The 25,552-nt window shown below is 67.2% G+C and carries 22 protein-coding genes; 7 read left to right on the forward strand and 15 right to left on the reverse strand.

Features of this window, described 5'->3' with window-relative positions:
• Nucleotides 1–52 precede the first annotated feature (52 nt).
• The 3 genes from AC13GI_RS07365 to AC13GI_RS07375 all read left to right on the forward strand — a co-directional run bounded on the left by AC13GI_RS07365 (nucleotide 53) and on the right by AC13GI_RS07375 (nucleotide 4,239).
• A complete protein-coding gene (locus AC13GI_RS07365; RefSeq protein ID WP_482995936.1) occupies nucleotides 53–1,654 on the forward strand; it encodes a hypothetical protein in 1,602 nt (533 codons plus the stop codon).
• A gap of 40 nt (nucleotides 1,655–1,694) precedes the next feature.
• Nucleotides 1,695–2,591: an oxygen-dependent coproporphyrinogen oxidase gene (hemF, locus tag AC13GI_RS07370; protein ID WP_482995937.1), complete on the forward strand. Its 897-nt coding sequence runs from the start codon at nucleotides 1,695–1,697 to the stop codon at nucleotides 2,589–2,591.
• A gap of 127 nt (nucleotides 2,592–2,718) precedes the next feature.
• Nucleotides 2,719–4,239: a hypothetical protein gene (locus AC13GI_RS07375; RefSeq protein WP_482995938.1), complete on the forward strand. Its 1,521-nt coding sequence runs from the start codon at nucleotides 2,719–2,721 to the stop codon at nucleotides 4,237–4,239.
• A 55-nt stretch (nucleotides 4,240–4,294) separates the two neighbouring features.
• Here the strand turns inward: AC13GI_RS07375 and AC13GI_RS07380 are convergent, their stop codons facing one another.
• Both AC13GI_RS07380 and polA read right to left on the reverse strand, forming a co-directional pair.
• Nucleotides 4,295–4,777, reverse strand: coding sequence for a DUF421 domain-containing protein (locus AC13GI_RS07380; RefSeq protein ID WP_089237785.1), 483 nt, complete (start codon nucleotides 4,775–4,777; stop codon nucleotides 4,295–4,297).
• A 315-nt stretch (nucleotides 4,778–5,092) separates the two neighbouring features.
• A complete protein-coding gene (gene polA, locus AC13GI_RS07385) occupies nucleotides 5,093–7,867 on the reverse strand; it encodes a DNA polymerase I (protein WP_099819902.1) in 2,775 nt (924 codons plus the stop codon).
• A 97-nt stretch (nucleotides 7,868–7,964) separates the two neighbouring features.
• On the opposite strand from polA, the gene AC13GI_RS07390 reads away from it, so the two are divergent.
• Nucleotides 7,965–8,249: a DUF2782 domain-containing protein gene (locus tag AC13GI_RS07390; RefSeq protein WP_099819903.1), complete on the forward strand. Its 285-nt coding sequence runs from the start codon at nucleotides 7,965–7,967 to the stop codon at nucleotides 8,247–8,249.
• Nucleotides 8,250–8,440: 191 nt separating this feature from the next.
• Here AC13GI_RS07390 and AC13GI_RS07395 read toward each other — a convergent pair whose 3' ends face one another.
• From AC13GI_RS07395 to AC13GI_RS07410, 4 genes are all read right to left on the reverse strand, one after another.
• The gene (locus AC13GI_RS07395; protein WP_482995939.1) at nucleotides 8,441–8,887 is read right to left on the reverse strand and encodes a universal stress protein; all 447 of its coding nucleotides are present in this window, start codon (nucleotides 8,885–8,887) and stop codon (nucleotides 8,441–8,443) included.
• Between the two features lie 205 nt (nucleotides 8,888–9,092).
• On the reverse strand, nucleotides 9,093–10,109 hold the full coding sequence (gene rtcA, locus AC13GI_RS07400) for an RNA 3'-terminal phosphate cyclase (RefSeq protein ID WP_482995940.1): 1,017 nt from the start codon (nucleotides 10,107–10,109) through the stop codon (nucleotides 9,093–9,095).
• A gap of 82 nt (nucleotides 10,110–10,191) precedes the next feature.
• A complete protein-coding gene (locus AC13GI_RS07405; RefSeq protein ID WP_099819905.1) occupies nucleotides 10,192–11,418 on the reverse strand; it encodes an RtcB family protein in 1,227 nt (408 codons plus the stop codon).
• A gap of 529 nt (nucleotides 11,419–11,947) precedes the next feature.
• Nucleotides 11,948–13,495, reverse strand: a complete 1,548-nt coding sequence (locus tag AC13GI_RS07410; protein ID WP_482995941.1) for an RNA-binding protein — start codon at nucleotides 13,493–13,495, stop codon at nucleotides 11,948–11,950.
• 187 nt (nucleotides 13,496–13,682) lie between these two features.
• Here AC13GI_RS07410 and rtcR point away from each other — a divergent pair, with 187 nt between their 5' ends.
• Both rtcR and AC13GI_RS07420 read left to right on the forward strand, forming a co-directional pair.
• A complete protein-coding gene (gene rtcR / locus AC13GI_RS07415) occupies nucleotides 13,683–15,278 on the forward strand; it encodes an RNA repair transcriptional activator RtcR (protein ID WP_482995942.1) in 1,596 nt (531 codons plus the stop codon).
• A gap of 76 nt (nucleotides 15,279–15,354) precedes the next feature.
• Nucleotides 15,355–15,501 (forward strand): hypothetical protein, encoded by a 147-nt coding sequence (locus AC13GI_RS07420; RefSeq protein WP_164745102.1) that lies wholly within the window; start codon nucleotides 15,355–15,357, stop codon nucleotides 15,499–15,501.
• Between the two features lie 94 nt (nucleotides 15,502–15,595).
• Here AC13GI_RS07420 and AC13GI_RS07425 read toward each other — a convergent pair whose 3' ends face one another.
• From AC13GI_RS07425 to AC13GI_RS07460, 8 genes are all read right to left on the reverse strand, one after another.
• Complete coding sequence (locus AC13GI_RS07425; protein ID WP_205404547.1) at nucleotides 15,596–16,150, reverse strand: hypothetical protein; 555 nt, start codon at nucleotides 16,148–16,150, stop codon at nucleotides 15,596–15,598.
• Nucleotides 16,151–16,257: 107 nt separating this feature from the next.
• A complete protein-coding gene (locus tag AC13GI_RS07430) occupies nucleotides 16,258–16,584 on the reverse strand; it encodes a low molecular weight protein tyrosine phosphatase family protein (RefSeq protein ID WP_099819909.1) in 327 nt (108 codons plus the stop codon).
• A 98-nt stretch (nucleotides 16,585–16,682) separates the two neighbouring features.
• A complete protein-coding gene (uvrD, locus tag AC13GI_RS07435; RefSeq protein ID WP_482995943.1) occupies nucleotides 16,683–18,875 on the reverse strand; it encodes a DNA helicase II in 2,193 nt (730 codons plus the stop codon).
• 9 nt (nucleotides 18,876–18,884) lie between these two features.
• Nucleotides 18,885–20,306, reverse strand: a complete 1,422-nt coding sequence (locus tag AC13GI_RS07440) for an FAD/NAD(P)-binding protein (RefSeq protein ID WP_482995944.1) — start codon at nucleotides 20,304–20,306, stop codon at nucleotides 18,885–18,887.
• Between the two features lie 24 nt (nucleotides 20,307–20,330).
• Entirely contained in the window at nucleotides 20,331–21,749 is a 1,419-nt protein-coding gene (cls, locus tag AC13GI_RS07445) for a cardiolipin synthase (protein ID WP_482995945.1), read from the reverse strand.
• Between the two features lie 205 nt (nucleotides 21,750–21,954).
• A complete protein-coding gene (gene rpmG, locus AC13GI_RS07450) occupies nucleotides 21,955–22,122 on the reverse strand; it encodes a 50S ribosomal protein L33 (protein ID WP_170272460.1) in 168 nt (55 codons plus the stop codon).
• Between the two features lie 10 nt (nucleotides 22,123–22,132).
• Entirely contained in the window at nucleotides 22,133–22,369 is a 237-nt protein-coding gene (rpmB, locus tag AC13GI_RS07455; RefSeq protein ID WP_005411638.1) for a 50S ribosomal protein L28, read from the reverse strand.
• Between the two features lie 324 nt (nucleotides 22,370–22,693).
• On the reverse strand, nucleotides 22,694–23,203 hold the full coding sequence (locus AC13GI_RS07460; protein WP_482995946.1) for a DNA polymerase III subunit epsilon: 510 nt from the start codon (nucleotides 23,201–23,203) through the stop codon (nucleotides 22,694–22,696).
• Between the two features lie 203 nt (nucleotides 23,204–23,406).
• On the opposite strand from AC13GI_RS07460, the gene AC13GI_RS07465 reads away from it, so the two are divergent.
• Nucleotides 23,407–24,639 (forward strand): glycosyltransferase, encoded by a 1,233-nt coding sequence (locus tag AC13GI_RS07465; RefSeq protein WP_482995947.1) that lies wholly within the window; start codon nucleotides 23,407–23,409, stop codon nucleotides 24,637–24,639.
• On the opposite strand, the gene AC13GI_RS07470 is transcribed toward AC13GI_RS07465, so the two are convergent.
• Nucleotides 24,608–25,501: a LysR family transcriptional regulator gene (locus AC13GI_RS07470; protein WP_482995948.1), complete on the reverse strand. Its 894-nt coding sequence runs from the start codon at nucleotides 25,499–25,501 to the stop codon at nucleotides 24,608–24,610. The genes AC13GI_RS07465 and AC13GI_RS07470 overlap by 32 nt on opposite strands.
• Nucleotides 25,502–25,552 lie beyond the last annotated feature (51 nt).

Below are 25,552 nucleotides of genomic sequence, written 5' to 3' on the forward strand. Positions count from 1 at the left end.
CCTCGACATGTCTGCTTACGCTCCGCGCAACCGGCTTCCGCGCTGCATCGCGTTGCTGTCCCTGCTGCTTTGCGCCCAACAGGCCGCCGCATCCGGCCTGCCACGCTGCGGCGTTTTCGAGGCCGAAGGCGGCGGCAACCAGCTGCGCGTGGATGGGCCTGACCGCGGGGTCGAGAAAGGCAGCTACATCTCCGATCGGCCCTTCGTTGTCCAGCGCAGCGAAGGCACCCTCAATCTGGTTGATCTCACCTTCGGCCTCGTCTCTGAACTGGAGGTCCAGCGCGATGGTCGCGCCCTGCATAGGGACGGCAAACGCTACCGCCTGATCCAGCCGGCCGCGTGCCTGCCCCCGGTCGAACATACGCCCGGCAGCTGCCTGGCCGACGCCCGGCAGTGCCTCTACAACCACCATGAGCTGAGCCTTCCGGCACTGGAATCGGGCTGCGCCGAAGGCGTTCCGCTACTCTGCCAGCGCCTGCCCGATCGCTATCGCAAGGCCGACCAGGCCCCCGGCAGCGATACGCCGACCGAAGCACAGATCGCGGTGATACAGGCCACCATGGAAAAGGCGATGGCCGAGATGGATTTCCCCCGCCAGTGCCGCGACGATGACCCTGCTGCCGACGCCGAGGCCTGCATGGCCATTCTGGAAGAGCGGCCCGAGCTCGTCGAGGCAGTCGACACCGCCATTCGCACGGCCTCGATGGCGGCCAGCATGGTTGAAGTGTTTTCGCCTGCAGTCAAGCCCACACTGTCGGATACTCGGCTGCAACGCCTGCAGGGGCTCTGCACGAAGGTGGGCGAAAGTGGCTTCTGCGAGGATGTCGCCAAGCTGCAGTGGACCGCCGGCAATTTTCAGCAAGGCCGGGCGGCCTTGCAGGTGGCCTGCGACGGCGGCGACGAGCGATCGTGCCGTCAGGCGTCCGCGTTGCTGCAGCTGGGCGAAGCGCTGGTGCAGCACCCCGCCGCCGCCGTGCCCTGTGGCCACTATGCGGCCTCCGGCGGGCTGATGGACGAACTGACTTTCGGCGACGGTGGCATGGTGGAGGTTGGCTTCGGCTCGCGAGTACGCGCGCGCGTACAGGACGGCCAGATCCGCATGCGCCACGAGCGTGGGGCTGACTATGTACTGCAGCCGTTGGCCAACGGCGACTTGCTGGGGCTGGACGATTCGACGCGTTTCCAGCGGTTCCAGCGGCAACCGGGCAATGCACAGTGCAGCGCGCCACTGGTGTTCGACGAAACTCCGTTCCCGCAGGACTGCCCGCGCGCGCCCATCGACGGTGAAGCCGAAGCCTGCTGCGCCGCCGGCAGGATGCAGGGCTGCCACGTGCTGGGCAGTCGCGCCGCGCTGAACGGGAAGTGGGTGGAGGCCAGCCAGCATTACCAGAAGGTCTGCCAGGCCGGTATCCGCGAGGGCTGTGAGAACCTGGTCAGCGTCATGGAGAACAGCAGCAGGGTAGACGCCCGCCCCATGCTTGAGGCCATCTGCGAGGCCGATGGTAGTGGCCGCCATGTAGCCTGCGACGTGCTGGCGACGCGCAACTGGGGGTTGCTGGAGTTCGGCCAGGCTCTGGACCGCGCGGTCCAGGAACAGTCCGCGCACGAGGATCGGACCAGACCGGCCCCACGCACCCCCAACCACAAGCAGTAAGGGAGCTTGCCTGGCCGGGCCCTGCGGTAAAGTACGCGCCATGAACGAATTCGAGCGCGTGCGCGCCTACCTCACCGACCTGCAGGACCGCATCTGTGCGGCGATCGAGGCCGCCGATGGCCGGGCCCGCTTCCAGGAAGACCTGTGGCAGCGTGCCGAGGGCGGTGGCGGGCGCACCCGCGTGCTGCGCGACGGTGCGGTGTTCGAGCAGGCCGGCATCGGCTTCTCCGACGTGGCCGGCAGCCGGCTGCCGCCGTCGGCCTCGGCCAACCGCCCGGAGCTGGCCGGCGCCTCATGGCGCGCCACCGGTGTGTCGCTGGTGTTCCACCCGCTCAATCCCTATGTGCCGACCACCCATGCCAACGTGCGCTTCTTCCAGGCGCAGCGCGATGGCGAGGTGGTGGCCAGCTGGTTCGGTGGTGGCTTCGACCTGACCCCGTTCTACCCGTTCGACGAGGACGTGCAGCACTGGCACCAGGTCGCGCGCGATCTATGCGCGCCCTTCGGCGACGAACGTTACGCCGCGCACAAGCGCTGGTGCGACGAGTACTTCTTCCTGCGCCATCGCAACGAAACACGTGGCGTGGGCGGTCTGTTCTTCGACGACCTGCACGGCGATTTCGAGCGTGATTTCGCCTACCTGCGCGCGGTCGGCGATGGTTTCCTCGATGCGTATCTGCCGATCGTGCAGCAGCGCAAGGACACGCCGTACGGCGAGCGCGAACGCGAGTTCCAGTTGTACCGCCGTGGCCGCTACGTCGAGTTCAACCTGGTCTACGACCGCGGCACGCTGTTCGGCCTGCAGAGTGGCGGCCGCAGCGAGAGCATCCTGATGAGCCTGCCCCCGCGCGTGCGCTGGGAGTACGGGTTTACCCCGGAAGACGGCAGCGCCGAAGCGCGCCTGGCCGATTACCTGGTGCCACGCGACTGGCTGTAGGCGCTTCGGGCACCGGACGCTGCACGCGTTGCCGCTGCGCAATCCGGGCAGTTGTGTGAACCACCGCCCGCGCTGCGGCGTGCTCCGCTTCATTTCCCCCTCTTGTCTTGAATCAAGGAAGACCGTGATGCCCGTTGTTGTTTCCCCACGCCGCCGGATGACCACCTGGCGCCTCATGCTGCTGCTCGCGCTGGCCGTGCCCAGCCTGCCGGTGGCCGCGCAGTCGATGGCCTGTGGCACCTACCTGCAGGACGATGGCAACGCCAGCCTGACCATCGAAAGCGAAGCCCACGGCTTCCTTTCGGGCCCCTACCAGGCCACGGAGCGGCTGCGGCTGGTACGCCAGGACAACCTGCTGGGCACCGGCAACCTGTCCACCGGTCGCCTGGAGAACTGGGAGTTCAGCGACAACGACCGCACGGTCACCGGCGGGTACCACACGTTCCACCTGAAAGCAGCGGCCGCCTGCAAGCCGGTACCGGAGATGGTCGAAGGCAGCTGCATGGCCGACACCAGTGACTGCCTGGAGGCACTGCCCGAGGCCGCGCCCACGCAGCTGCACGCCTGGTGCCGCGAGGGCGTGGAGGTGGCCTGCACCCAGTTGCAGGAGACCTACCAGCGCCAGGCCACGGCGGCGCAACCGCAGCGTGCCCGGGCCGAGCCGCAGATGCCACCCTACTGCCGCGATGACGCATCGCCCGAGGAGGGGGAAGCCTGCATGGCCGTCATGAAGGCCATGGCCGGCGAGCTGATGGGCAGGGCGGTGATGGGCCTGGAGCAGACCCTGGACGCACCGCTGCCAGCAGCGCAGCTGGATGAACTGGCGGCGCTGTGCGCGCAGCAGCAGGGCGAGTCGTTCTGCAGCAACGTGGCCGAGGCGCTGTGGAACGGCGGACGCCTGCAGCAGGCGCAGCAGGCCCTGCAGCGCTCGTGCGCGCAGCGCGAGGGCACCTACGCCTGCGGCCCGGCCAAGGGCCTGGCGATGCTGACCCCGCTGGCGCCGTCGGCGCTGACCCCGGTCGCAGCTACCGCGCTTCCCTGCGGCCGCTTCGAGGCCGAGCTTGGCCTGCTGTCGTCGCTGCGGTTCCTGGATGCCGGCCTGGTCGAAGTGGAGGGTGTCGGCACCCGCCTGCGCGCACGCGTGCAGGACGGCAGGATCCTGATCCGTCGTGACGTCGGCAGCGATTTCGTACTGCAGCCACTGAGCAACGGAACCCTGGCCGGGATGGACAAGGACAACCGCTACGGCTACTACCAGCGCATGGACAAGTCCGCGACGAGCTGCCAGCCGCCGCCGGCATTCGTGGAGATCCCGCAGCCGCTGGACTGCCCGACCCTGGCCCGCAAGGGCGGCGCCGCGTCATGCTGCAACGACGGCAAGCTGCTTGGCTGCAAGGTCGCGGGTGAGGAACTGCACAACGCCGAGAAGTGGGCGCAGGCCCAGCCCTATTTCATCAAGCTGTGCAGCGCCGGCGTGCGCGATGGCTGCCTGGGGCTCGCCGCAGGCTATGCACACACCGCCGACCCCAAGGTACCGCAGACGATGGCGGCGATCTGCGCCAAGGACGGCAAGGGCACCCATGTAGCCTGCGATGTGGACGCCACACGTGACTGGGCGGGCATGAAGGCGCAGGCGGCCGAACAGTAAACCGTGTCGGCGTGGGTCGCAGGAGTACTGCCTCCGGCCCACGCTGTGGCGCGCGTCAATCGTCCTTGCGCTTGGGAATGATGGTGATGTGGCCGTTGGTTTCCAGCAGGGCCAGTTCCACCTCTTCCACGCCGATACAGCTCTGCTGGCGCATGGCGACCTCGAAATCGGCGCGGCTGACCAGCTCGCGCCGCAGCACGCTGTCGAAGAGCTTGCCGTTGCGCGCGATCACCACCGGTTCGCCCTCGATCAGCCGTTCCATGCGGCGGCTGCGGGCGGTGATCCAGCCCACGCCGTAGTTCAGCAGGATCAGCGTGGCGGCCAGCAGCAGGCCACCGGCCAGCGACGTATCGGTGCCCAGCAACGCGTTCTGCACCGCGTTGCCGAGCAGCACGATCAGCAGCACGTCGAACGGCGTGACCTGCCCCAGCGCGCGCTTGCCGCTGAGCCGGACCATGCCCAGTACCACGGCATAGACCACCACCGCGCGCAGGATGAATTCCCACCAAGGCATTGCCAGGGCGAACAGATCGGGCATTGCGGGTTCCCCTGCTGAGCGATGGCCCAGCGTGGCGCAGCAGCGCACAAATAAAAAGCCCCGCTGACCAGGGGGAGGTCAACGGGGCCGGGGAACGGGTGCTTGGGGAGGAGCCCCCGTTCCGAGATCTGCTCCAGGGGATGGGAGAGATCCACAACAGGCGTTGCGCCTGTCGGGAGTTATAGAAGCACTCCGAACACTAACGGTTCGTGAAGGGGCCCAATTTAATAAGCACCCCTCAGGGAAACATTCATGTTCGAGTCAGAAATATCACGCAAATGAACGAATTCACGGCGTTTTCGGCCTGAATGCGACTCAGTGCGCCTCATCCCAGTTACTGCCGGTGCCGGTATCAACCACCAGCGGCACGCGCAATTGTGCCGCTTGCGACATGTGCTGCACGACGTTGCTGCGCAGCTCTTCAATGAATCCTGTCTCGGCTTCGAATACCAGTTCATCGTGCACCTGCAGGATCATCCGCGCCGGGGCACCGCTGTCACGCAGCCACTGGTCCACCGCGACCATGGCGCGTTTGATGATGTCGGCGGCCGTGCCCTGCATCGGCGCATTGATGGCCGCACGTTCAGCGCCGGCACGCAGGCCCTGGTTACGTGCATGAATGTCGTTCAGGTACAGGCGGCGACCGAACAGGGTCTCCACGTAGCCCTGCTCCCGGGCCTGCTCGCGCATGCGCTCCATGAAGTCGCGCACGCCCGGGTAGCGGCTGAAGTACAGCGCCACGTAGTCCTGCGCCTGGCCGCGGTCGATGCCGAGGTTGCGGGCCAGCCCGAACGCGCTCATGCCGTACATCAGGCCGAAGTTGATCGCCTTGGCCGCGCGACGCTCGTTGCTGGTCACTTCTTCCAGGGTGCGGCCGAACACCTCGGCGGCGGTGGCGCGATGCACGTCGGCGCCCTGCTCGAAGGCGCGCACCAGGCCCGGGTCTCCGGACAGGTGGGCCATGATCCGCAGCTCGATCTGCGAATAGTCGGCCGCCAGCAGCTGGAAACCTTCCGGGGCGATGAACGCGCGGCGGATGCGGCGGCCATCCTCGGTGCGGATCGGGATGTTCTGCAGGTTCGGATCGGACGAGGACAGGCGGCCGGTGGCGGCGCCGGACTGGTGGTAGCTGGTGTGCACCCGGCCGGTGTCCGGGTTGACCATCTCCGGCAGCTTGTCGGTATAGGTGCTGCGCAGCTTGGCCAGGCCACGGTAGTCGAGGATCACCCGCGGCAGCTCGTGCTGCTCGGCAATCGCCTCCAGCGCCTCTTCATTGGTGCTGGGCTGGCCCTTGGGGGTCTTCACCACCGCCGGCAGCTTCAGCTCGTCGAACAGCACCGCCTGCAGCTGCTTGGGCGAATCCAGGTTGAAGCTGCGTCCGGCCAGTTCGGTGGCCTTCTGCTGCGCGGCCAGCATGCGCGAGGACAGGTCCTGGCTCTGCCGGCGCAGTTCGTCGGTGTCGATCCGTACGCCGTTGGCTTCGATGCTGGTCAGCACCGGCACCAGCGGCATCTCGATGCTGCGGTACACGCTGTCCAGGGTCGGTTCGGCCAGCAGCTGCGGCTGCAGCGCGTGGTGCAGGCGCAGGGTGATGTCGGCGTCTTCGGCGGCGTAGCGGCTGGCCTCGTCAATGCCCACCTGCGAGAACGAGATCTGCTTGGCGCCCTTGCCGGCCACCTCCTCGAACTTGATGGTGTTGTAGCCCAGGTAACGCAGGGCCAGCGAATCCATGTCGTGGCGGGTGGCGGTGGAATTGAGCACGAAGCTCTCGAGCATGGTGTCGTCGTGGTAGCCCTGCACGTCCACGCCATGGCGGCGCAGCACGTGCAGGTCGTACTTGCCATGCTGGCCCAGCTTCTTCTTCGCCGGGTCCTGCAGCACCGGCCGCAGTGCATCAAGCACCTGTGCCAGCGGCAGCTGTGCCGGCGCGCCCGGATAGTCATGGCCGACCGGGATGTAGGCGGCCTTGCCCGGCTCCACCGCCAGGCTGATGCCCACCAACCGCGCGCGCATCGCATCCAGCGCATCGGTCTCGGTATCGAAGCTGATCAGATCGGCCTGCTGCACGCGTGCGACCCAGGCCTGCAGCTGCTCGGTGGTCAGCACGGTCTCGTACTCGCCAGGCGCCGACAGCGCCGGATCGAGTTCGCCCGCCGGCGGCGCTTCGGCGCTGCCACGGGCAAAGCCGGCCGCGGTGCCACGCAGGCTCGGCGTCGCGTCGTTGGCCACCGCAGGCGCTGGTACCGGCCCACCCAGTTCCTTCAACGCCTGGGTGAAGCCGTAACGCAGGTACAGCTCGCCCAGCGTGGGCACGTCCGGATCACGCAGGGCCAGCGTGGTCGGGCTGGCGTCCAGCGCGACATCGGTGCGGATGGTCACCAGCTCCTTGTTCAACGGCAGGCGCTCCAGCGCGGCGCGCAGGTTCTCGCCGATCTTGCCCTTCATGGTCGGCGCGGCCGCGATCACCCCGTCCAGGTGCTGGTATTCGGCCAGCCACTTGGCCGCCGTCTTCGGCCCGCACTTCTCGACCCCGGGCACGTTGTCCACGGTGTCGCCCATCAGCGCCAGCAGGTCGACGATCTGGTCGGCACGCACGCCGAACTTGTCCATCACCGCCGCGTCCGAATCCATGCGGCTGCCGGTCATGGTGTTGACCAGTTCGATGCCCGGCCGGACCAGCTGGGCGAAATCCTTGTCGCCGGTCGAGATGGTGACCTTCAGGTCCTGTGCGACGCCCTGCAGGGCCAGGGTGCCGATCACATCGTCGGCCTCCACGCCATCGATGCGCAGGATGCTGATGCCCAGCGCTTCGACGATGCGGCACATCGGCTCGACCTGGCTGCGCAGTTCGTCGGGCATCGGCGGGCGGTTGGCCTTGTACTGGTCGTACAGGTCGTCACGGAAGGTCTTGCCGGGGGCATCGACGACGAACGCGACGTAGGCCGGGCGTTCCTTCAGCGTCGAGCGCAGCATGTTGACCACGCCGAACAGCGCGCCGGTGGGCTCACCCTGTGCATTGGACAGGGGCGGCAGCGCGTGGAACGCGCGGTACAGGTAACTGGACCCGTCGATCAGGACTAATCTGCTCATGCGACGATTCTACGCGCCCACGCCTGCACCGAGGCGACACGGCAGTGACGCGACGATGGGGCATAATCAAGGCTCTTTCCAGGCAAAGGCCCCGCCGATGAAAACCCTGATGCTGGCTTCCGTGCTCCTGCTCGCTGGCTGCGCCAGCATGGGCGGCGCCGGCGCGCCCCCGGTGGACGTCAAGGGCGCCGATGTCTCCAAGCGCACCATGGACAACGGTGACACCATCGAGGAGTACCGGGTGTCCGGCCAGCTGCGCATGGTCAAGGTGACACCGGCACGCGGCGCGCCGTTCTACATGTACGACAAGAACGGCGATGGCCGCTTCGACAACGACAAGGATGGTGTGTCGCCGGTGTACTGGAAGCTGTACAGCTGGTGATGTGACCGGGGTCGGATCCCTTTCCGCAGGAAAGGGCTCTGACCCCATCAAGACGATCGGCGATGTCCATCCACCCATGGGGTGGATCTACTGGATGTTTCGGTGGCCTTATCCGCCGGGCGCCGGAAAAAACAACGCCGGCGCGCATCCTGCGGCCGGCGTCGGGTCCCCTCCCCGGGAACGCTTCTGTATCAGCGGATGACCAGCACCGGCAGCGTGCTGCGCGCCAGCACCTCGGCGGTCTGGCTGCCCAGCAGCACGCGGGTGACGCCGCGGCGGCCGTGCGAGGTCATCACGATCAGGTCGCTGTTGCGCTGGCCCGCCGTCTCGATGATGCCGTCGGCCGCATAGCGGTCCAGCACATGCACCGGATTGGCGGTGATGCCCTGCTCGACCGCCTTGGCCAGGGCAGGCTGCAGCACCTTCTGCGCGCCTTCCTCGCGGTCGGCCTTGTACTCCGGGCTGTTCATGTAACCCACGCTCCAGCCCATGGCGTCGTACATGCCGACGGCCCATGGCTCGGAGACGGTGACGATGTCGACCTCGGCGTTGAGGTCCTTGGCCAGCTCCAGGCCTTTGGCCAGGCCCTTGTCGGCCAGCTCCGAGCCATCGGTGGCGATCAGGATGCGCTTGTACATGGTGGGGCTCCGCGATGATCTACCCAGTGGGAACGACACCATTACATACCCGATGTGGAGATCGTGCCTTGCGCAGGATCAATCCGGCAGCGCGCACGCCTGTCTGCGCAGCGCGGGTGGATCGGCCGATGCGCGGCCGGGCATCGGCCGGCGCAACATGCCCAGGATCGACACGCGGCTGGGATGCTCCGGTAGCGGCGGGCACTCAGGCCTCCACCTTCACCCGCCAGCCACCCTCGTGCGGTTGCCAGTCGAATTCCACCGGCAGGAATTTCTCGATCAACCGCGCATTGCTGACCAGGTGATCGCTCAGCACGTGGGTGGTGAACGCACCGCCGCCCGCCAGCGCCATCGGCAGCAGCAACTGGTCGGACAGGTACTCGCCAACGGCACCCGCGCCGTCCAGGTACTGCTTCACCTGCCCGGCCAGGCGCGCGCCGACCTGCTCGGCGGAGACACTGCGCTCGCCATGCCCGCTGAACACCTCCACGTGGTCGCCATGCCGCACGCGCACCAGGGCAACGTTGCCCGGTCCCAGCGCCGGCCGTATCGACTGCACGTTGCGCGGATGCGGGTCCACGCCCAGCGTCTCGGCCAGCACCTGCAGTTCGCGCAGGCCGATGCCGGTGGACAGGCCGGACATCAGCACCTGTGCCTCGATTCCCTGCAACGGCGCACGCACCTCCAGCGACGGCGGCTGCAGCGCTGCGCACGGCTGCACCTGCACCTCCATCACGCCACCGCCTGCCGGGTGAAAGCCGTGCTGCAGCAGCTGCATCGACGCCTGCACGCCCATCCGTTGCAGTGCCGGCAGATAGCTTTCGGCGATGAAGTCCGCACTGGGCGCCAGTGGGTTGTGGGTACCGCCTTCCAGGCGCAGCTGCGACGCCCCCTGCGCGCGCCACAATGCCGGCAGCACGGTCTGCAGCACCAGCGTTGCCGAGCCGCTGCTGCCGGTCGCGAAATGATAGTCGCCAGCGCTCACCGCCCCCGGCTCGAAGCGCAGCGAGGTAGCGCCCAGTTCCGCACCGTGCACACACGCGTTGCCGACCCGCGCCGCGGCGTTCACCGCGGTCAGGTGCTGGCGCATCAATCCCGGCTTGCGCCGGATCGCGCGGATGTTGTGCAGCGTGAAGCCTGTGCCGGTGCACAGGCTCAATGTCAGTGCCGAGCGCAGCAGCTGTCCGCCACCCTGCCCGCCATCCAGTTCAATCATGTCCATCTGTCTGTTCCTCCATGCCCGTTGTTTCGATGCCGGGCCCTGCTGCCGTGCGCGGCGCAGTGTACGCCGCGCACGGGTTGCTTCATCCCTTCACGCACACCACCTGGCGCAGCGTGTGCACGATCTCGACCAGATCGCGCTGGGCCTCCATTACCGCCTCGATCGGCTTGTAGGCCGCCGGCGATTCATCCACCACCTCCGCATCCTTGCGGCATTCCACGTGCGCGGTGGCCTTGGCGTGGTCATCCACGGTGATCAGCTTGCGCGCCTGGGTACGGCTCATCACGCGGCCGGCACCGTGGCTGCAGCTGTGGAAGCTGTCCTCGTTGCCGAGGCCACGCACGATGAAGCTCTTGGCTCCCATGCTGCCCGGAATGATGCCCAGTTCGCCCTTGCGCGCACTCACCGCGCCCTTGCGGGTAAGCATCACGTCCTTGCCGAAGTGGGTCTCGCGGCTCACGTAGTTGTGGTGGCAGTTCACCGCCTCGGCCTCGGCCTCGAACGGCTTGCTGATCACCGTGCGCACCGCAGCCACCACGTTGCGCATCATCACCTCGCGGTTCATGCGCGCGAAACGCTGCGCCCAGTCCACTGCGAACACGTAGTCGCCGTAGTGCTGGCTGCCCTCGGGCAGGTAGGCCAGGTCCTGGTCGGGCAGGTTGATCATCCAGCGGCGCATTTCCTGCTTGGCCAGCTCGATGAAGTAGGTGCCGATGGCATTGCCCACGCCACGCGAACCGGAGTGCAGCATGAACCACACGCGCTGCTCCTGATCCAGGCAGACCTCGACGAAGTGGTTGCCGGTACCCAGCGTTCCCAGGTGCTTGAGGTTGTTGGTGTTCTTCAGGCGCGGATGACGCTCGCAGATCAATGCGAAGTCATCCACCAGCTGCGCCCAGCCTTCCACCGCCAGTTCGGGCGGCGTGTCCCAGCTGCCCTTGTCGCGGCCACCGCGGGTCACGCTGCGGCCGTGCGGCACCGCCCGCTCGATCGCGCTGCGCACGGCCGACAGGTTGTCCGGCAGGTCGCTGGCAACCAGCGTGGTGCGCACCGCGATCATGCCGCAGCCGATGTCCACGCCGACCGCCGCAGGAATGATCGCGCCGATGGTCGGCACCACCGAACCCACGGTCGCGCCCTTGCCCAGGTGCACGTCGGGCATCACTGAGATCCACTTGTGGATGAAGGGCAGCCTGGCGATGTTCTGCAGCTGCTCGCGCGCCTGGTCTTCCAGCGGCACGCCGCGGGTCCACAGCTTGATCGGTACAGCACCCGGCTGCTGGATCACGTCGTAATTGAGGGTGGTCATGGTGATGTTTCCTTTCATCCAAAGCAAAAACAAAGAAGGTGCGGTGACAAAGGTGGTGGAACATTCCGTCGCCCACGTTGCCGTGGAGGACGGCCGGGACTTGAACCCGACCCCGAAGGGCTTCCGATGTAGTTCCACCTGCATTCCCCGCGCAACGAAAGCGAAGGTGCCGGCAGCACGACAAGAATCTGGAGGAACATCCTGCTCTACCACTGAGCTACCGCCGCGTTGCCGCGGCAGGCGGGAGTCGAACCCGCGACCTGGAGCTTAAGAGGCTGTAGTTCCTCCGGCATTCGCACGGCCGGCGGTGAAGCATCGGCGCCGTTGCCGGTGCCGTTTGAAAAGGTGCGGTGACAAGGGAAGTGGAACGTCTGCTTCCTCACGACAGGCAGGAAACGCGGGACTCGAACCCGACCCCGAAGGGACAACCAATGTAGTTCCACCAGCATTCACCGCAAAAACGAATTCCTGGCCCTGCCCGGCTGGCCCCATTGCCAGCCGGGCGGTCCGTGGCGACATCCTTGCCGCCTTACAACGCCATGTCCTGGATGCGCTGGACCCAGCTGCTGCCGTCCTCGGCCGCAGCGGCGTACTGCGCGATCAGGTCGAACACCGCATCGCTGAAGCCTCCGATGTGCAGCACGTCGCCGCGCTGCACGGTCTGGCTGCTGGCCACCGGCTGCAGGTCGATGCACACCAGCCGAGCCTGTGGGCAGCGACGCTTCAGTGCGTCCCACTGCAGCATCGTCGCGGTCTGGCCGCCGGTGCGGGTGTCGCGCCAACTCTCGTTGTCCGACACCATCACCACCAGGTCCACCGGCTCGCGCTTCAGGTTGAGGTACTGCAGCGGTGCGCTGACCGACGTACCGCCACCGTTGATCGCCAACTGGCGGGCCAACGTCATCACGCTGTCGCGCGGGTTCAACCGCACGTGGCGCACCTCGGTATCGAACGGCAATACCTTGGCCTGCGGCTGCCCGCGCAGCACGCAGGCTGCAACCAGCGCCGCCACGTCCACACAGCGTGCCGCGGTACTGGCGCCCTTGCGGTAGCCGGTTACCGGCGACTGCATGGAACCGGACACGTCCACCGCCACCACCACCCGCCCCGGCAATGCCGGCGCCGATGCCGTGGCGATCTCCATCGCATCCTGCAGCGCTTCCAGGATCGGCAACGGCAGGCCAGCGCCCGCGTGGAACGCCATCAGCAGCTGGTACGGCAGTACACGGGCACGACGCACCTGCTGCGGATCACGCAGGCGATCTGCGATCACCTGCACCATCGCCGGATCATCGAACACACCGTTGCGGGCGAACGTGTTGAGGTTCATCCGCATCGACTGCCACGATGCATTGCGGGCCAGTGCCGACCACTGCGCCGCATCCAGCGGCAGCGTGCTGTAGTACTGGAACGGCAGGTCCGGCGGCAGCCCGCGCGGATCACGCTTGAACGCTTCGTAGGTCTGCACCACCACCGGCAGCTGCGCCTCGTCGTACGCGCGACCGATGATCCAGGCATACAGCGCCTTGCGCTCGGCGTTGGCCGGCTTCGGGTGCACCATGCGGATCACATCGGCCAGCGACGGCTGCTGGCCGATCGCCGCACGCACCAGCGTTTCCGCCGACGCCTGCTGGATCCACTCACGCACCCTGCGCTTGGGCAGCGAGCCCAGCGAACGGCGCCCCACCTGGCCGCTGCGCATGATCTGCACGAAGGTGCGCAGCTGGCGGCCGTTGTCGATCACCCGCGGAAACGCCAGAGCGAACGCCTCTGGGTCACGCAGGCTGAGCACCGCCAGCAGCAGCGCCGGCATGTCCTTCATGTGTGCGACCTGGCGGGCGTACAGCGCGGTGCGGGCGATGAAGCGCGGCTCGACCTGCGCGGTCAGCGCCAGCACCTGCTGAAGCTGCGCTTCGGCGTCGCTGTAGAAAGTGTTGTTCAGGCACCCGGTGGCCGCATACAGCGCCAGCGCTGCGCGCGGGTCGCGGCGGTAGGCCAGGCCACCGGCTTCATTGACGGTGTCTGCCTGCGGCGGCTGCGGCGTGCGCATCCAGGAGAAGAGCGAAGGGTTGGCCATGCTGATGTCCTCGGCGGGAACAGCCCGCGTCGTGTCTTGCTGGATATAGAGCAATGGCCGTGCCAACTTTTCTCGCAAGTATCCATGCGATTGATTTTCATGGAATTTCTCTTGAATCGAGCTATTTTGATCAGCGAGACGCGGCGAAACGATATATATTTCTGGCGCATCTTTTATAGGAATGGATATGGCGCGTCGGCAGGTGGTCTTTGGCATGCTCGGCACCCAGCTCGACGCGGGCGAGGGCCCGGGGCGCTGGCAGAAGTGGCGCCCGACGGTGTCGCTGGGCATGCATGAGGATTTCCTGCCCGACCGCATCGAGCTGCTGCTGGATGAGCGCCGCTACAGCAAGCTGGCGCGGGTGGTCTGCGAGGATCTGGTGCAGGCGGCGCCGGGCATCAGCGTGCAGCGGCACGACACCTACCTGGCAGATCCGTGGGAATTCGAGGGGGTCTACGCCACCCTGCATGACTTCCTCGCCAGCTATCCGTTCCAGCCGGAGGAGGAGGACTACTACGTCCACATCACCACCGGCACGCACGTCGCGCAGATCTGCTGGTTCCTGCTGACCGAGAGCCGGCACTTCCCTGGGCGCCTGCTGCAGACCTCGCCGCCGCGCAAGCAGGACGGCGCCGCCGGCACGTACGCGGTCATCGACCTCGATCTATCGCGCTACGACCATATCGCCCAGCGCTTCGCCCAGCAGCAGCTGCAGGACCGCGACCTGCTGAAGGGCGGCATCGCCACCCGCAACGCGGCCTTCAACCGCATGATCGAGCAGATCGAAACGGTGGCTACCCGCTCGCGCGCGCCGATGCTGCTGATGGGGCCGACCGGTGCAGGCAAGAGCCAGCTGGCCAAGCGTGTGTTCGAGCTGAAGAAGCTCAAGCACCAGTTGCCGGGTCGCTTCGTCGAGGTGAACTGCGCGACGCTGCGCGGCGACGGTGCGATGAGCACCCTGTTCGGCCATACCAAGGGCGCCTATACCGGTGCTTCCAGCGACCGTGCCGGCCTGCTGCGCTCAGCCCACCAGGGACTGCTGTTCCTGGACGAGATCGGCGAACTCGGCCAGGACGAACAGGCGATGCTGCTGCGGGCGCTGGAAGAGAAGCGGTTCCTGCCGGTAGGCAGCGACCGCGAAGTGGAGAGCGACTTCCAGCTGATCGCCGGCACCAACCGCGATCTGCAGCAGTCGGTGCTGGAAGGCCGCTTCCGCGAAGACCTGCTGGCCCGCCTCAACCTGTGGACCTATCGCCTGCCGGGCCTGGCCCAGCGCATGGAAGACATCGAACCGAACATCGAGTTCGAGCTGGAACGCTGGTCGAAGGACCAGCATGCGCGGGTACGTTTCAACGTCGAGGCACGCACGCGCTATCTCGCATTTGCCACCAGCCCGGAAGCCGCGTGGCGCGGCAATTTCCGCGACCTGGGCGCGTCGATCATGCGCCTGGCCACCTTGGCGAGTGCCGGGCGCATCCAGATCGAGGGCGTGGAGGACGAGATCGCGCGCCTGCAGGCGCAGTGGCGCGGCGGCGATGCGCCGTCACCGCTGGATGCACTGTTGGGCGATGCCGTGGACACGCTGGACCGTTTCGATCGCGTGCAGCTGGAAGAGGTGGTGCGGGTCTGTGCACGCGCGAAGTCGCTGTCCGCTGCCGGGCGTGAGCTGTTTGCGGTCTCGCGCACGCAGCGCGCCAGCACCAACGACGCCGACCGCCTGCGCAAGTATCTGGCCAAGTTCGGGCTGGACTGGGAGCAGGTGCAGGGTCCGGCCATGTCCTAGCGCCGAGCTTGCTCCGACTGCCACCCACGGCGCATGCTGGCTGCGCGGCACGCTGCCGCCATCGGGGAGCACGCGCGTGCAGGACCGCAAGCCGACATCACGGATCACCCCACGGGCCATTCTTCTGGCCGTGGCCGCCGCGTTCGTGCTGTTCTATGGCGGCTACCAGCTGGGCAAGCACCTGGCCCTGCGCGAGAACGCGCAGCAGGCCGCAAGTCGGTAACGCCCTTCTGTAGAGCCGAGCCATGCTCGGCTGCTCTCCGCGACCGACGACATCGTGCCAACCAAGGTTGGCACCTACCGGTAGAGGCCTACGCTCAGGCGATCTGCACCACGCGTGCGTTCTGGCACAGCGGGTAGCTGCTGACGAATTCAGCGATCGCCTCACGCATCGCCTCGAACGACTGACCATACATGTACAGCGCGGTCTCGCTCGGCCCCTGCCACCAGCTGCAGATCTCGCCCAAGCCATCGATGCGCTCGGACAGCTGTTCGAACACATGGTTCGAATCGCACTGCTCGTACACCTCGTCCGGCAAGGTCAGGCCGTCGAGGTAGATGCCCAGGCCCTCGGTCACGCCGAAGCTGCGATCGGCCTCGCCTGCGCCCTGTATCTGCGAACCCTTCGGTGCACCCAGCTGCTCCAGCAGGTCGATCAGCTTCGGCACGCCCGCGGCATCGACCAGTGCCACTTCGATATCGCCGTATTCGACTTCGCCTTCGTCGGACATCGCGGTACCGCCACCGGTGATCCCGCCCAGTTCGGCCGCCTGCAGCAGCGCATCGAGCGGATCCTCGAACAGCTCATGGCGATGCTCGGGCTGCAGCCTGGCGTTCAACTTCACGGTGACATGCAGCGTGGGTTCGGTCATGAGGGCGTTCCTGGGAGATGTGGCGCTATTGTAGAGCCGAGCCCATGCTCGGCTGCTCTTTCCCACCAGAAGCAGCCGAGCATGGGCTCGGCTCTACAAGACCGCGCTCAGCGCAGGAAGGGCGGCACCTTCCGTTTCAGCAGCTCCACCAGCACCGGGTCCATGTACTCGTAGTCGTCCGGGATATCCAGGCAGATCACCCGCTTGCCCTTCAGCCAAGGCTTGTAGCGGCTGGACAGCCGGTTGCGATGCGCCCGCTCCATCACGAACACCAGGTCGGCCCACTGCAAAAGCTCGGGGCTGAGGATCTCTTCGGCGTCGGCGAGCAGCCCGGCCGAGGCGGTCTCGATGCCCGGCCACTCGGCGAACACCTGCTCGGCCGTCGGGCTGCGCAGGCGGTTCTGGCTGCAGAGGAAGAGCACGTTGCGGGTCATGAGCCCTCGCCTTTGTAGAGCCGAGCCGATGCTCGGCTGCCTTCTACCGCGCCGGAGTCAGAGCCCTCTCTTCGGGAGGGATCCGACCCCGGCGGTGATCAGATCACCGTCAGGTTGGCATACGCCATCACCAGCCACTTGCTGCCGGCGTCGGCGAACTCGATCTGCACACGTGCGTGGGCGCCGTTGCCTTCGTAGTCGGTCACCATGCCTTCGCCGAACTTGGGATGGTTGACCAGCGCGCCCAGCTTGATCGGCGGCGCTTCGATGGCGGCGTGACCCATCACCCGGCTTGCGCCCATCGAGGCCGGTCGCGAGACCTGCACCTTCGGCCGTACTTCGTGCAGCAGCTCGCGCGGAATCTCGCGCAGGAAGCGCGACGGCAGGCTGTAGTTGTCCTGGCCGTGGATGCGCCGCGATTCGGCGTAGCTCAGCACCAGCTTCTGTCGCGCGCGGGTGATGCCGACGTAGGCCAGCCGACGCTCTTCCTCCAGCCGCCCGCTTTCTTCCAGCGACCGTGCGCTGGGGAACAGGCCCTCTTCCACGCCGGCCAGGAACACCAGCGGGAATTCCAGGCCCTTGGCCGAGTGCAGCGTCATCAGCTGCACGCCCTCCTCGCCCGCCTGCGCCTGGCCTTCACCGGCTTCCAGCGCGGCATAGGCCAGGAACGCGACCAGCTCGTCCATGTCCTCGCCCACTTCCTCGATGTCGTCGGCACGGCGCACGAAGCGCGAGGCCACCGACACCAGCTCGTCCAGGTTGTCGGTACGCGATTCCGAATCCAGCGCGTTGCGGCTTTCCTTGCTCCAGTGCTCGCGCAGCTGCGAACGCACCAGGACATGGTCCACGCGCTCGGCCAGGGTCATCTGCAGGGTCTGTGCCTGCAGTTCATTGACCAGCACCAGGAAGCCGGCCAGCGCGTTGCGCGCACGCGCCGCCAATGCACTGCCTTGGGTCACCAGCATGGTGGCTTCCCACAGCGAGATGCCCTGGGCGCGTGCTTCGCGGCGGACTTCGTCCAGCGTGCGGTCACCGATGCCACGCGTGGGCGTGTTTACCGCGCGCTCGAATGCAGCGTCGTCGTTGCGGTTGGACAACAGGCGCAGGTACGCCAGCGCATCCTTCACTTCGGCGCGCTCGAAGAAGCGCATGCCCCCGTACACGCGGTACGGCACCTGTTCGCTCAGCAGCGCTTCTTCCAGCGCGCGCGACTGCGCGTTGCTGCGGTAGAGCACGGCCACTTCGGTATAGCTGCCACCGTCGCGCACCCACTGCCGCGCGCGCTCGACGATGTAGCGCGCCTCGTCCATCTCGTTGTACGCCGCGTACAGGTCGATCGGGTCGCCGTCGCCGCTGTCGGTCCACAGCTGCTTGCCGATGCGGTCCGGGTTGTGCGCGATCACCGCGTTGGCGGCGTTGAGGATGTTGGCGGTGGAGCGGTAGTTCTGCTCCAGGCGGATGGTCTGCGCGCCGGGGAAATCGCGTAGGAAGCCCTGCACGTTCTCGACCTTGGCGCCGCGCCAGCCATAGATGGCCTGGTCATCGTCGCCGACCACGAACACGTGGCACTCATGCCCGGCCAGCACGCGCACGAAAGCGTACTGGATGGCGTTGGTATCCTGGAATTCGTCCACCAGGATCTCGCGGAACCGCGCGCGGTAATGCGACAGCAACGGCGGGTTGTCGCGCAGCAGCTCGTGCGCGCGCAGCAGCAGCTCGGCGAAATCGACCAGGCCGGCACGGTCGCAGCGCGCCTGGTACTCGGCATACGCCTGGCGCATGGTTTCCAGCCACGCATCATTCGGCTCGGGCTGGATGTGCTGCGGGCGGCGGCCCTCATCCTTCTGGGCGTTGATCCACCAGGCAATCTGCTTGGGTGGGTACTTGCCGTCATCCAGCTCCAGCGCCTGTACCACGCGCTTGACCAGCCGCAGCTGATCGTCCGAATCCATCACCTGGAAGCTTTCGGGCAGCTTGGCGTCCTGCCAGTGCAGGCGCAGCAGGCGGTTGGCCAGGCCGTGGAAGGTGCCGATCCACATGCCGCGGCTGCCATGCGGCAGCTGTGCGTCGATGCGATGGCGCATCTCGCCAGCGGCCTTGTTGGTGAAGGTCACCGCGAAAATGCCGTGGGTCGGCACGCCTTCGACTTCATGCAGCCAGGCAATGCGGTGGGTGAGTACGCGCGTCTTGCCCGACCCGGCACCGGCCAGCACCAGGTGGTGACCGAGGGGAGCGGAGACGGCTTCGCGCTGGGCCGGGTTCAGGCCATCAAGCAAGTGGGAGACATCCATGCCTCCATTTTACGGCATCGACGTCGCAGCTCCTGCGATCACCTGCACGGCCAGTGCCTGCGCCTGCTGACGCAGTTCAGGCACCGCCAGGCTTTCCCACAGGCTGCCGATGCGCAGGCTGCCGAGTACGCCCAGGCGCGCCTGCGGCTGACCACCCGCTGCGCACAGCCGGTCGCCAGGCACGCTGCTGTCCAGGCCCAGCCCATGCGGACCGGGACGGGCCAGTCCATCGGCCTGCAGCTGCTGCAACAAGGGGGTGCGCAGCGCCGAGGCGCGGGTTTCCACGCCCGTGGCGTTGACCACCGCACCGATCATCCATTGCACATTGCCACCGCCCGCCTCGCGACCCGACAGCCGCAGGGCATCCCCGTCGCGCCACACGCGTTGCAGGCGGGCGCGGTGGACGCGCAGCTGGCCGCTGGCCTGCAGCGCCTGCAGCTGCTCGGCCACTGGTTCAGCGATGCGATGTCGGTGTACGTCCCAGTAGCGCACCACGTGGCGCAGGAAGCGACGCTGGTCGGCCTCGCCCAGACTGAGCCAAAGCGCCTGGCCGTGCGGACGGATGCGGTCCATCACGCCCTGCCACGGGATGCCGTCGGCCTGTGCCTGCCGTGCGTGCTGGCGCAGTTCACGCAGGCGCTGGCGCAGGGTCATCGGCAGCAGGTCCTGCGGGTCGAACGCCGGCAGGCCACCGTGTGCATGCGGCAACGGCAGCAGGCCATGGCGCGAGATCACGTGCAGCGGCCCGCTGTGACCTGCGGCCGCCAGCGCCAGTACGGTGTCGGCCATGCTCAGCCCGGAGCCGACGATGGCCAGTGCATGGCCACCGGCCAGCGTGCGCACGCCGTCGTAATCCCAGGCTTCGACCACGTCATCGGCGAGCAGCGCATTGGCGCCGTCCACCGGCAGCGGCCGCATGCTGTTGCCGGTGGCGATCACCGCCTGCGCTGCATGCAGCGTTGGGCCATCGCCCAGCTGCAGCTGGTAACCGTGGTCATCGGCATGCAGCGCCAGCACCGGTTGGGCGATGACCTGCAATCGCGCCGCGCTGGTCGCTTCGGCCTCGCGCAGGCGTTGCTGCAGGTAGGCGGCGAAGTAATGGCGGCACACGTAACGTTCGCCCAGCACCTCGCGCTCCTCGCCCGGGTAGGCGTTGGCCGTCTGCAGGTAATCGAGGAAGTCGCCGGGCTGGTCGGGGAAGGCGCTCATCTTCGCCGCCGGCACGTTCAGCAGGTGCTCCGGCCACGGCGTGGCATAGGCGATGCCCTGTGCCAGCTGCGAGGTCGGCTCGAAGATGGCCAGCGCCAGCGGCGCCCGAGCCTGGCGCAACACCTGGATCGCCACCAGCACCCCGGCCGCACCACCACCGATGATCGCCAGGTCCAGTTCGCCATTACGCGGTGAATCAGTCATGCGCCGATTGTAGGCCATCGACCCTGCCCGGCTGGTGCTGGCCTACATCAACGCATCGGCCAGCCGTGCGATACCCTCTCGGCTGCGCAGCCACGCGGGGCGCTTGCGCCACTGCTCCAGGTCCAGCAGGCGCGACTGGCGCAGATAGTCATCCTCGATGGCGGTCAGCTGCGTGACCAGTTGACGGTCGTAACAGATCAGGCCGATTTCGGCATTCAGCGCGAACGAGCGGATATCCATGTTGATCGACCCGAGCACGGCGATGTCCTCGTCCACGCTCATGTGCTTGGCATGCAGGAACTGCGGCTCGTACAGCGCGATCTGCACCCCGCAGCGCAGCAGCTCATCGTAGTAGGCCTCCTGCGCCCACGAGGTCAGCCGCTGGTTGTTGCTGGCCGACAGAATCAGCTGCACCTGCACGCCGGACAATGCAGCGATGCGCAGTGCACTCAGGGTTGCCTCGTCGGGCACGAAGTACGGCGTCACCATCACCAGCCGCCGCCGGGCAAGATGGATCAGCGCGGCCACCGCGTCGCGCGCGTTGCTGTAGGGGTACGCCGGGCCGCTGGGCAGCAGCTGCGTAGCGATGTCCTCGCTGCACACCGGCACGTCGGCGATGACATCCAGGCGCTGTCCGGTTTCGATGTACCAGTCGCTGGCGAACACCGCTTCAAGATGCGCCACCGCCGGCCCGCGTACGCGCGCCACCAGCTCGCGGTTGGGGTGGCCGGCCACGAATTCAGGCCGCGCCAGGTTCTGCGAACCGACATAACCCACCTCGTTGTCGATCACCGCGATCTTGCGATGGTTGCGCAGGTCCATGCGCCCGCTGCGGCGCCAGCGCAGGCCGCCGGGCAGCATCGCGCGCACTTCGACGTCACGTGATCGCAGCCGCTTGCTGTACGCACGCAGGCCGCGCTTGGCGCCCACCGCATCCAGCAGCACGCGGCACTGCACGCCACGCGCTGCGGCACGCTGCAGGGCTTCGACGATGGCCTCGCCCACCGTGTCATCGAACATCAGGTAGTACAGCAGGTGCACCCGGTCCTGGGCCTGGTCGATGTCGGCGATCAGGGTGTGCAGTGATTCGTCGTAGTCGGTCAGCAGATCGATCGCGTTGCCGTGCACCGGCATGAAATCGCCCTGGCGCTGCACCAGCGGCACCACTTCGGCACTGGCCGAATCGGGCTGTGGCGTCCAGCGCAGCCGGCGCTGCAGCGCCTGTTCCTCGCGGATCACCTGCGAGGCCTCGGCCTGCCGGCGGATACGCTCGCGCGACAGCCACGGGTGGCCAAACAGCAGGTACAGCGGCAGGCCCAGCAGCGGCACGAAGCCGACCAGCAGCAGCCAGCTGCGCGCCGCGCCCGGCGTGGTGCGGGTGGGGATCCAGCACAGCGCCACCAGCCGGATCAGCCAGTCGATCAGCAGCAGATACGAACCCAGCAACCACTCGAACAGCATCAGGCGCGCCCGTCGGGAGGGTGATGGGCCATTCTGCCCAGCGGGGTGGGTGGAGTCGAGCCGCGCCAAGCGTGCCGACCAACGGTCGGCACCCACCGGGGTCGGAACGTGTCGACCGAGGTCGACACCTACCGGGGGCGGAGGACCACAAAAAAACCCGCCACGAGGGCGGGTTTCTTCGGAGGCAATCAGCAATCCTTGCGGATTACTTGATCTTGCCTTCCTTGTACGGGACGTGCTTGCGCACGACCGGATCGTACTTGGAGAATTCCATCTTCCCCGGGGTGTTCTTCTTGTTCTTGTCGGTCGTGTAGAAGTGACCGGTACCAGCGGTCGAAATCATACGGACCTTATCGCGCTTGCCTGCCATGATCGTCTACTCCTCAGACCTTTTCGCCGCGCGCACGCAGCTCAGCCAGAACGGAATCGATACCGTTCTTGTCGATGGTGCGCAGTGCATGCGCGGAAACACGAAGCTTCACCCAGCGGTTCTCGCTGGCAACCCAGAAGCGGCGCTCGTGCAGATTCGGCAGGAAACGACGACGGGTCTTGTTGTTGGCGTGCGAGACGTTGTTACCCGTCTGCACTCGCTTGCCGGAAACCTGGCATACGCGGGACATGGCGCACCTCGATAGTAAGTTGTGTCAGCCCGTAGCCCGGGAGACGGCGGCCTCGATGGTTGCCCACCACACGTCAAGAGAATCAAAGGGTTACGCTGGCGTTGGGCGGCCGGGGACGTGCTCCCGGGGGCGCCGCCCGGCACGAAACCGGACACAGCGAGCCGCGCATTATGCACGCAATCAAGGCCTTGCGCAAGTTACCCACAGGGCAAGGCCTGAGCACGGCGACGGGGCCCCTTGTAGCGCATAGCCCACGCTCGGCTGGGTCATACGGGGAGAAGCAGCCGAGCGTCGGCTCGGCTCTACAACGGCGACAGGGCCAGCTCAACGCAGGTGCGGAATGACCTGGGCCAGCAGATGGGCGTCCTTCAGCGCGCCGTGCAGGCCACGATTACCGGGAATGCGCAGGCGCTGCAGCACATCGTCCAGCTTGTTGCCCTGGCCGGGCCAGCGCCCCCGCGCCAGCTTCAGGCTGCAGGTGATGCGGCAGTGCTGGGCCAGCGTGCCCGGGATGCCGGCCATTCGCAGCTCGTTGTCGAGGAAGCCGACATCGAAAGTGGCGTTGTGCGCGACCATCTCGCTGCCACCCAGGAACTCCAGCAGCTCGGCGGCCTTGCTCGCGAACAGCGGCTTGCCCACCAGCATCGCATCGCTGATGCCGTGCACGCGCTGCGCGCCCCAGTCCACTTTGCGCTGCGGCTGCAGATAGGTGTGGAACTGGCGGCCGCTGAGCTGCCCATCGATCAGTTCCACCGCCCCGATTTCAATCACCCGGTGGCCGAGACGATGCGAGATGCCGGTGGTTTCGGTATCCAGCGCAACGACGCGGCTCATGCCGCACACCTGTGAGCAGCAACGCGCAGGCAGGAGACAAGGGACGGTAGTGAAGGCAGTGCGGTCATGCGGTGCTGGATCCTGGTGCGCGCGCCCGTGCAGCGTGGGCAGGTGATGCGGGATTGTCCCATGCGGCGCGCCAGCGGGTAGGCGGGACGAACACTGCGATACCGGCATACTGCCGTTTCACTGCGGAGGCTCCAATGCGATTGCTGGCCCTCACCTACGGCACCGAAGGCGATACGCGCCCGCTGGTCATGCTCTGCCACGGGCTGATCGCGGCCGGCCACGAGGTCATGCTGTTGGCCGACGGCGGCACTCTGGGCAGCGCGAAAACAATGGGCGTCCCGCACGCGGCGCTGGAAGGCGACATCCACGATGAAGTGGTGGCGCTGGTCTCACGCGGCAACGGCGTGGCCGCCGCCAGCACCGGGCTGGCACGGATGGCGCTGCAGCACGTCGCCGGCTGGATGCGCCAGGCCGATGCTGCAGCCGAGGGCTGCGATGCGATCATGACCGGCGGCCTGGCGGCGTTCGTCGGCATGAGCGTTGGCGAACGTCGTGGTCTTCCGGTGATCGGCGCCGGCATGATTCCGCTGACGCCAACGCGCGCATTCCGCTCGCCCTTCCTGCCACCCGGGCGCTCGCCGGGATGGTTGAACCGGGCCAGCTACGGGCTGGTCAACGGCCTGATCTGGCGGCAGTTCCGCGGCCCGATCAACGCTGCCCGCCAGCACGCCGGGCAGCGGCCACGACGCTCGCTGTGGACCGGCCTGCCGATGCTGTACGGCATCTCGCCACAGCTGTTGCCGCCGCCTTCGGACTGGCCGGCCGACCACCTCGTGTGCGGCCAGTGGTCGGCACCCGCAGCGCCGTGGCAGCCGTCAGCCGAACTACAGGCCTTCCTCGATGCCGGGCCACCGCCGGTCTACCTGGGCTTCGGCAGCATGACCGGCTTCGACCGCGAACGTGTGCTGCCGGCGCTGTTGTCGGCGCTGGCACCGCGCCGCGTGCTGCTGTTCCCCGGTTGGGTCGGCGTGCCCGACATGGCGTTGCCCGACACGGTATTTGTGATCGGGCCCACCCCGCATGAAGCCTTGCTGCCGCGCTGCGCGCTGGCGATCCATCATGGTGGCAGCGGCACCACGCATTCGGCCTGTCGCGCCGGCATACCGTCGATGGTGATGCCGTTCGCCGCCGACCAGTTCTTCTGGGCCGATCGCCTGCAGCGGCTGGGTGTAGCGCCTGCGCCGCTGTCACCGAAACGGTTGCAGCCGCAGGCGTTGGCCAATGCACTGGCGTTCGCCGAGCAGGCGGATACGCGCGTGCGTGCAGCCGCGCTGGGCGCTGCAATGGCGAACGAGGACGGAGTGGCATGCGGCGTGGCGGCGATCGAGCGGTGGCTCAGCCCAACGTCTCCACCACCCAATCAATGAACACCCGCAGCCGCTGGCTCATGTGCCGGTTCGGCGGGAACATCACGTGCATCGGCATCGGCGGCAGCTGCCAATCCTGCAGCACCGGCAGCAGCTCACCGCGCGCCACGTGCGGTTCGGCCATGTAGCTGGGCAACGCGACCACGCCGAGGCCGGCCAGACCCGCTGCCAGATAGGCGTTGCCATCATCGAAGCCGATGGAATAGCGCCCCTGCACCTCGAAGCGCTCGGCGCCGCGCTTCGCGCTGAACACGCGGGCGCGGCCACTGCGCGGGCTGAGGAAACCGACCGTGTGGTGGTCCGGCCCTTGCAGCGCGCGCGGGTGTTCCGGCATACCGAACTGCTGCACATAGCCCGGGCTGGCATGGAAGCCGATCGGCAGGCTCGCCAACGGCCGCGCCACCAACGCCGGGTCGGCCGGGGTGCCGCCACGGATCACGCAGTCGACGTTGTCGGCGATGACATCGACCTCGCGGTCGCTGACCCCCACCTCCAGCTGGATCTCCGGATAGCGCGCCTGGAAACCGGGCAGCGCCGGCACCAGCCGCAGCCGCGCGTACGGTCCGGGCACATCGATGCGCAGGCGACCGCGCGGTTGTGCGGCGGCATCGCCCAGGCCGCCCTCGACCTCTTCCAGCTCGGCCAGCAGGCGCACGATGCGCGGGTAATAGGCCGCGCCATCGGCGGTGACACTGACCCGGCGCGTGGTGCGGTTGAGCAGACGCAGGCGCAGATGCGCCTCCAGCTGCTGTACCAGCTGGGTGACCGTGGTGCGGCTGAGCTGCAGGGTGTGCGCGGCGCGGGTGAAGCTGCCGGTCTCCACCACCCTGGCAAACGCCCGCATCGCCTCGAAGCGGTCCATGTCAGCGGCCCTGATTATTTGGAATTACCAATCAATCTAGGCGCATCATCG

It is taken from the genome of Stenotrophomonas sp. 82F1, assembly GCF_056861525.1.

Coding starts and splice junctions, on each gene's coding strand:
- rpmB (WP_005411638.1), bottom strand. CDS start 22,369: ATGTCCCGCGTATGCCAGGTTTCCGGCAAGCGAGTGCAGACGGGTAAC.
- AC13GI_RS07430 (WP_099819909.1), bottom strand. CDS start 16,584: ATGACCCGCAACGTGCTCTTCCTCTGCAGCCAGAACCGCCTGCGCAGC.
- AC13GI_RS07470 (WP_482995948.1), bottom strand. CDS start 25,501: ATGGACCGCTTCGAGGCGATGCGGGCGTTTGCCAGGGTGGTGGAGACC.
- AC13GI_RS07390 (WP_099819903.1), top strand. CDS start 7,965: ATGAAAACCCTGATGCTGGCTTCCGTGCTCCTGCTCGCTGGCTGCGCC.
- AC13GI_RS07410 (WP_482995941.1), bottom strand. CDS start 13,495: ATGGCCAACCCTTCGCTCTTCTCCTGGATGCGCACGCCGCAGCCGCCG.
- rtcA (WP_482995940.1), bottom strand. CDS start 10,109: ATGGACATGATTGAACTGGATGGCGGGCAGGGTGGCGGACAGCTGCTG.
- AC13GI_RS07375 (WP_482995938.1), top strand. CDS start 2,719: ATGCCCGTTGTTGTTTCCCCACGCCGCCGGATGACCACCTGGCGCCTC.
- AC13GI_RS07395 (WP_482995939.1), bottom strand. CDS start 8,887: ATGTACAAGCGCATCCTGATCGCCACCGATGGCTCGGAGCTGGCCGAC.
- uvrD (WP_482995943.1), bottom strand. CDS start 18,875: ATGGATGTCTCCCACTTGCTTGATGGCCTGAACCCGGCCCAGCGCGAA.
- cls (WP_482995945.1), bottom strand. CDS start 21,749: ATGCTGTTCGAGTGGTTGCTGGGTTCGTATCTGCTGCTGATCGACTGG.
- polA (WP_099819902.1), bottom strand. CDS start 7,867: ATGAGCAGATTAGTCCTGATCGACGGGTCCAGTTACCTGTACCGCGCG.
- AC13GI_RS07460 (WP_482995946.1), bottom strand. CDS start 23,203: ATGAGCCGCGTCGTTGCGCTGGATACCGAAACCACCGGCATCTCGCAT.
- AC13GI_RS07440 (WP_482995944.1), bottom strand. CDS start 20,306: ATGGCCTACAATCGGCGCATGACTGATTCACCGCGTAATGGCGAACTG.
- AC13GI_RS07380 (WP_089237785.1), bottom strand. CDS start 4,777: ATGCCCGATCTGTTCGCCCTGGCAATGCCTTGGTGGGAATTCATCCTG.
- AC13GI_RS07405 (WP_099819905.1), bottom strand. CDS start 11,418: ATGACCACCCTCAATTACGACGTGATCCAGCAGCCGGGTGCTGTACCG.
- AC13GI_RS07425 (WP_205404547.1), bottom strand. CDS start 16,150: ATGACCGAACCCACGCTGCATGTCACCGTGAAGTTGAACGCCAGGCTG.
- AC13GI_RS07465 (WP_482995947.1), top strand. CDS start 23,407: ATGCGATTGCTGGCCCTCACCTACGGCACCGAAGGCGATACGCGCCCG.
- rtcR (WP_482995942.1), top strand. CDS start 13,683: ATGGCGCGTCGGCAGGTGGTCTTTGGCATGCTCGGCACCCAGCTCGAC.
- hemF (WP_482995937.1), top strand. CDS start 1,695: ATGAACGAATTCGAGCGCGTGCGCGCCTACCTCACCGACCTGCAGGAC.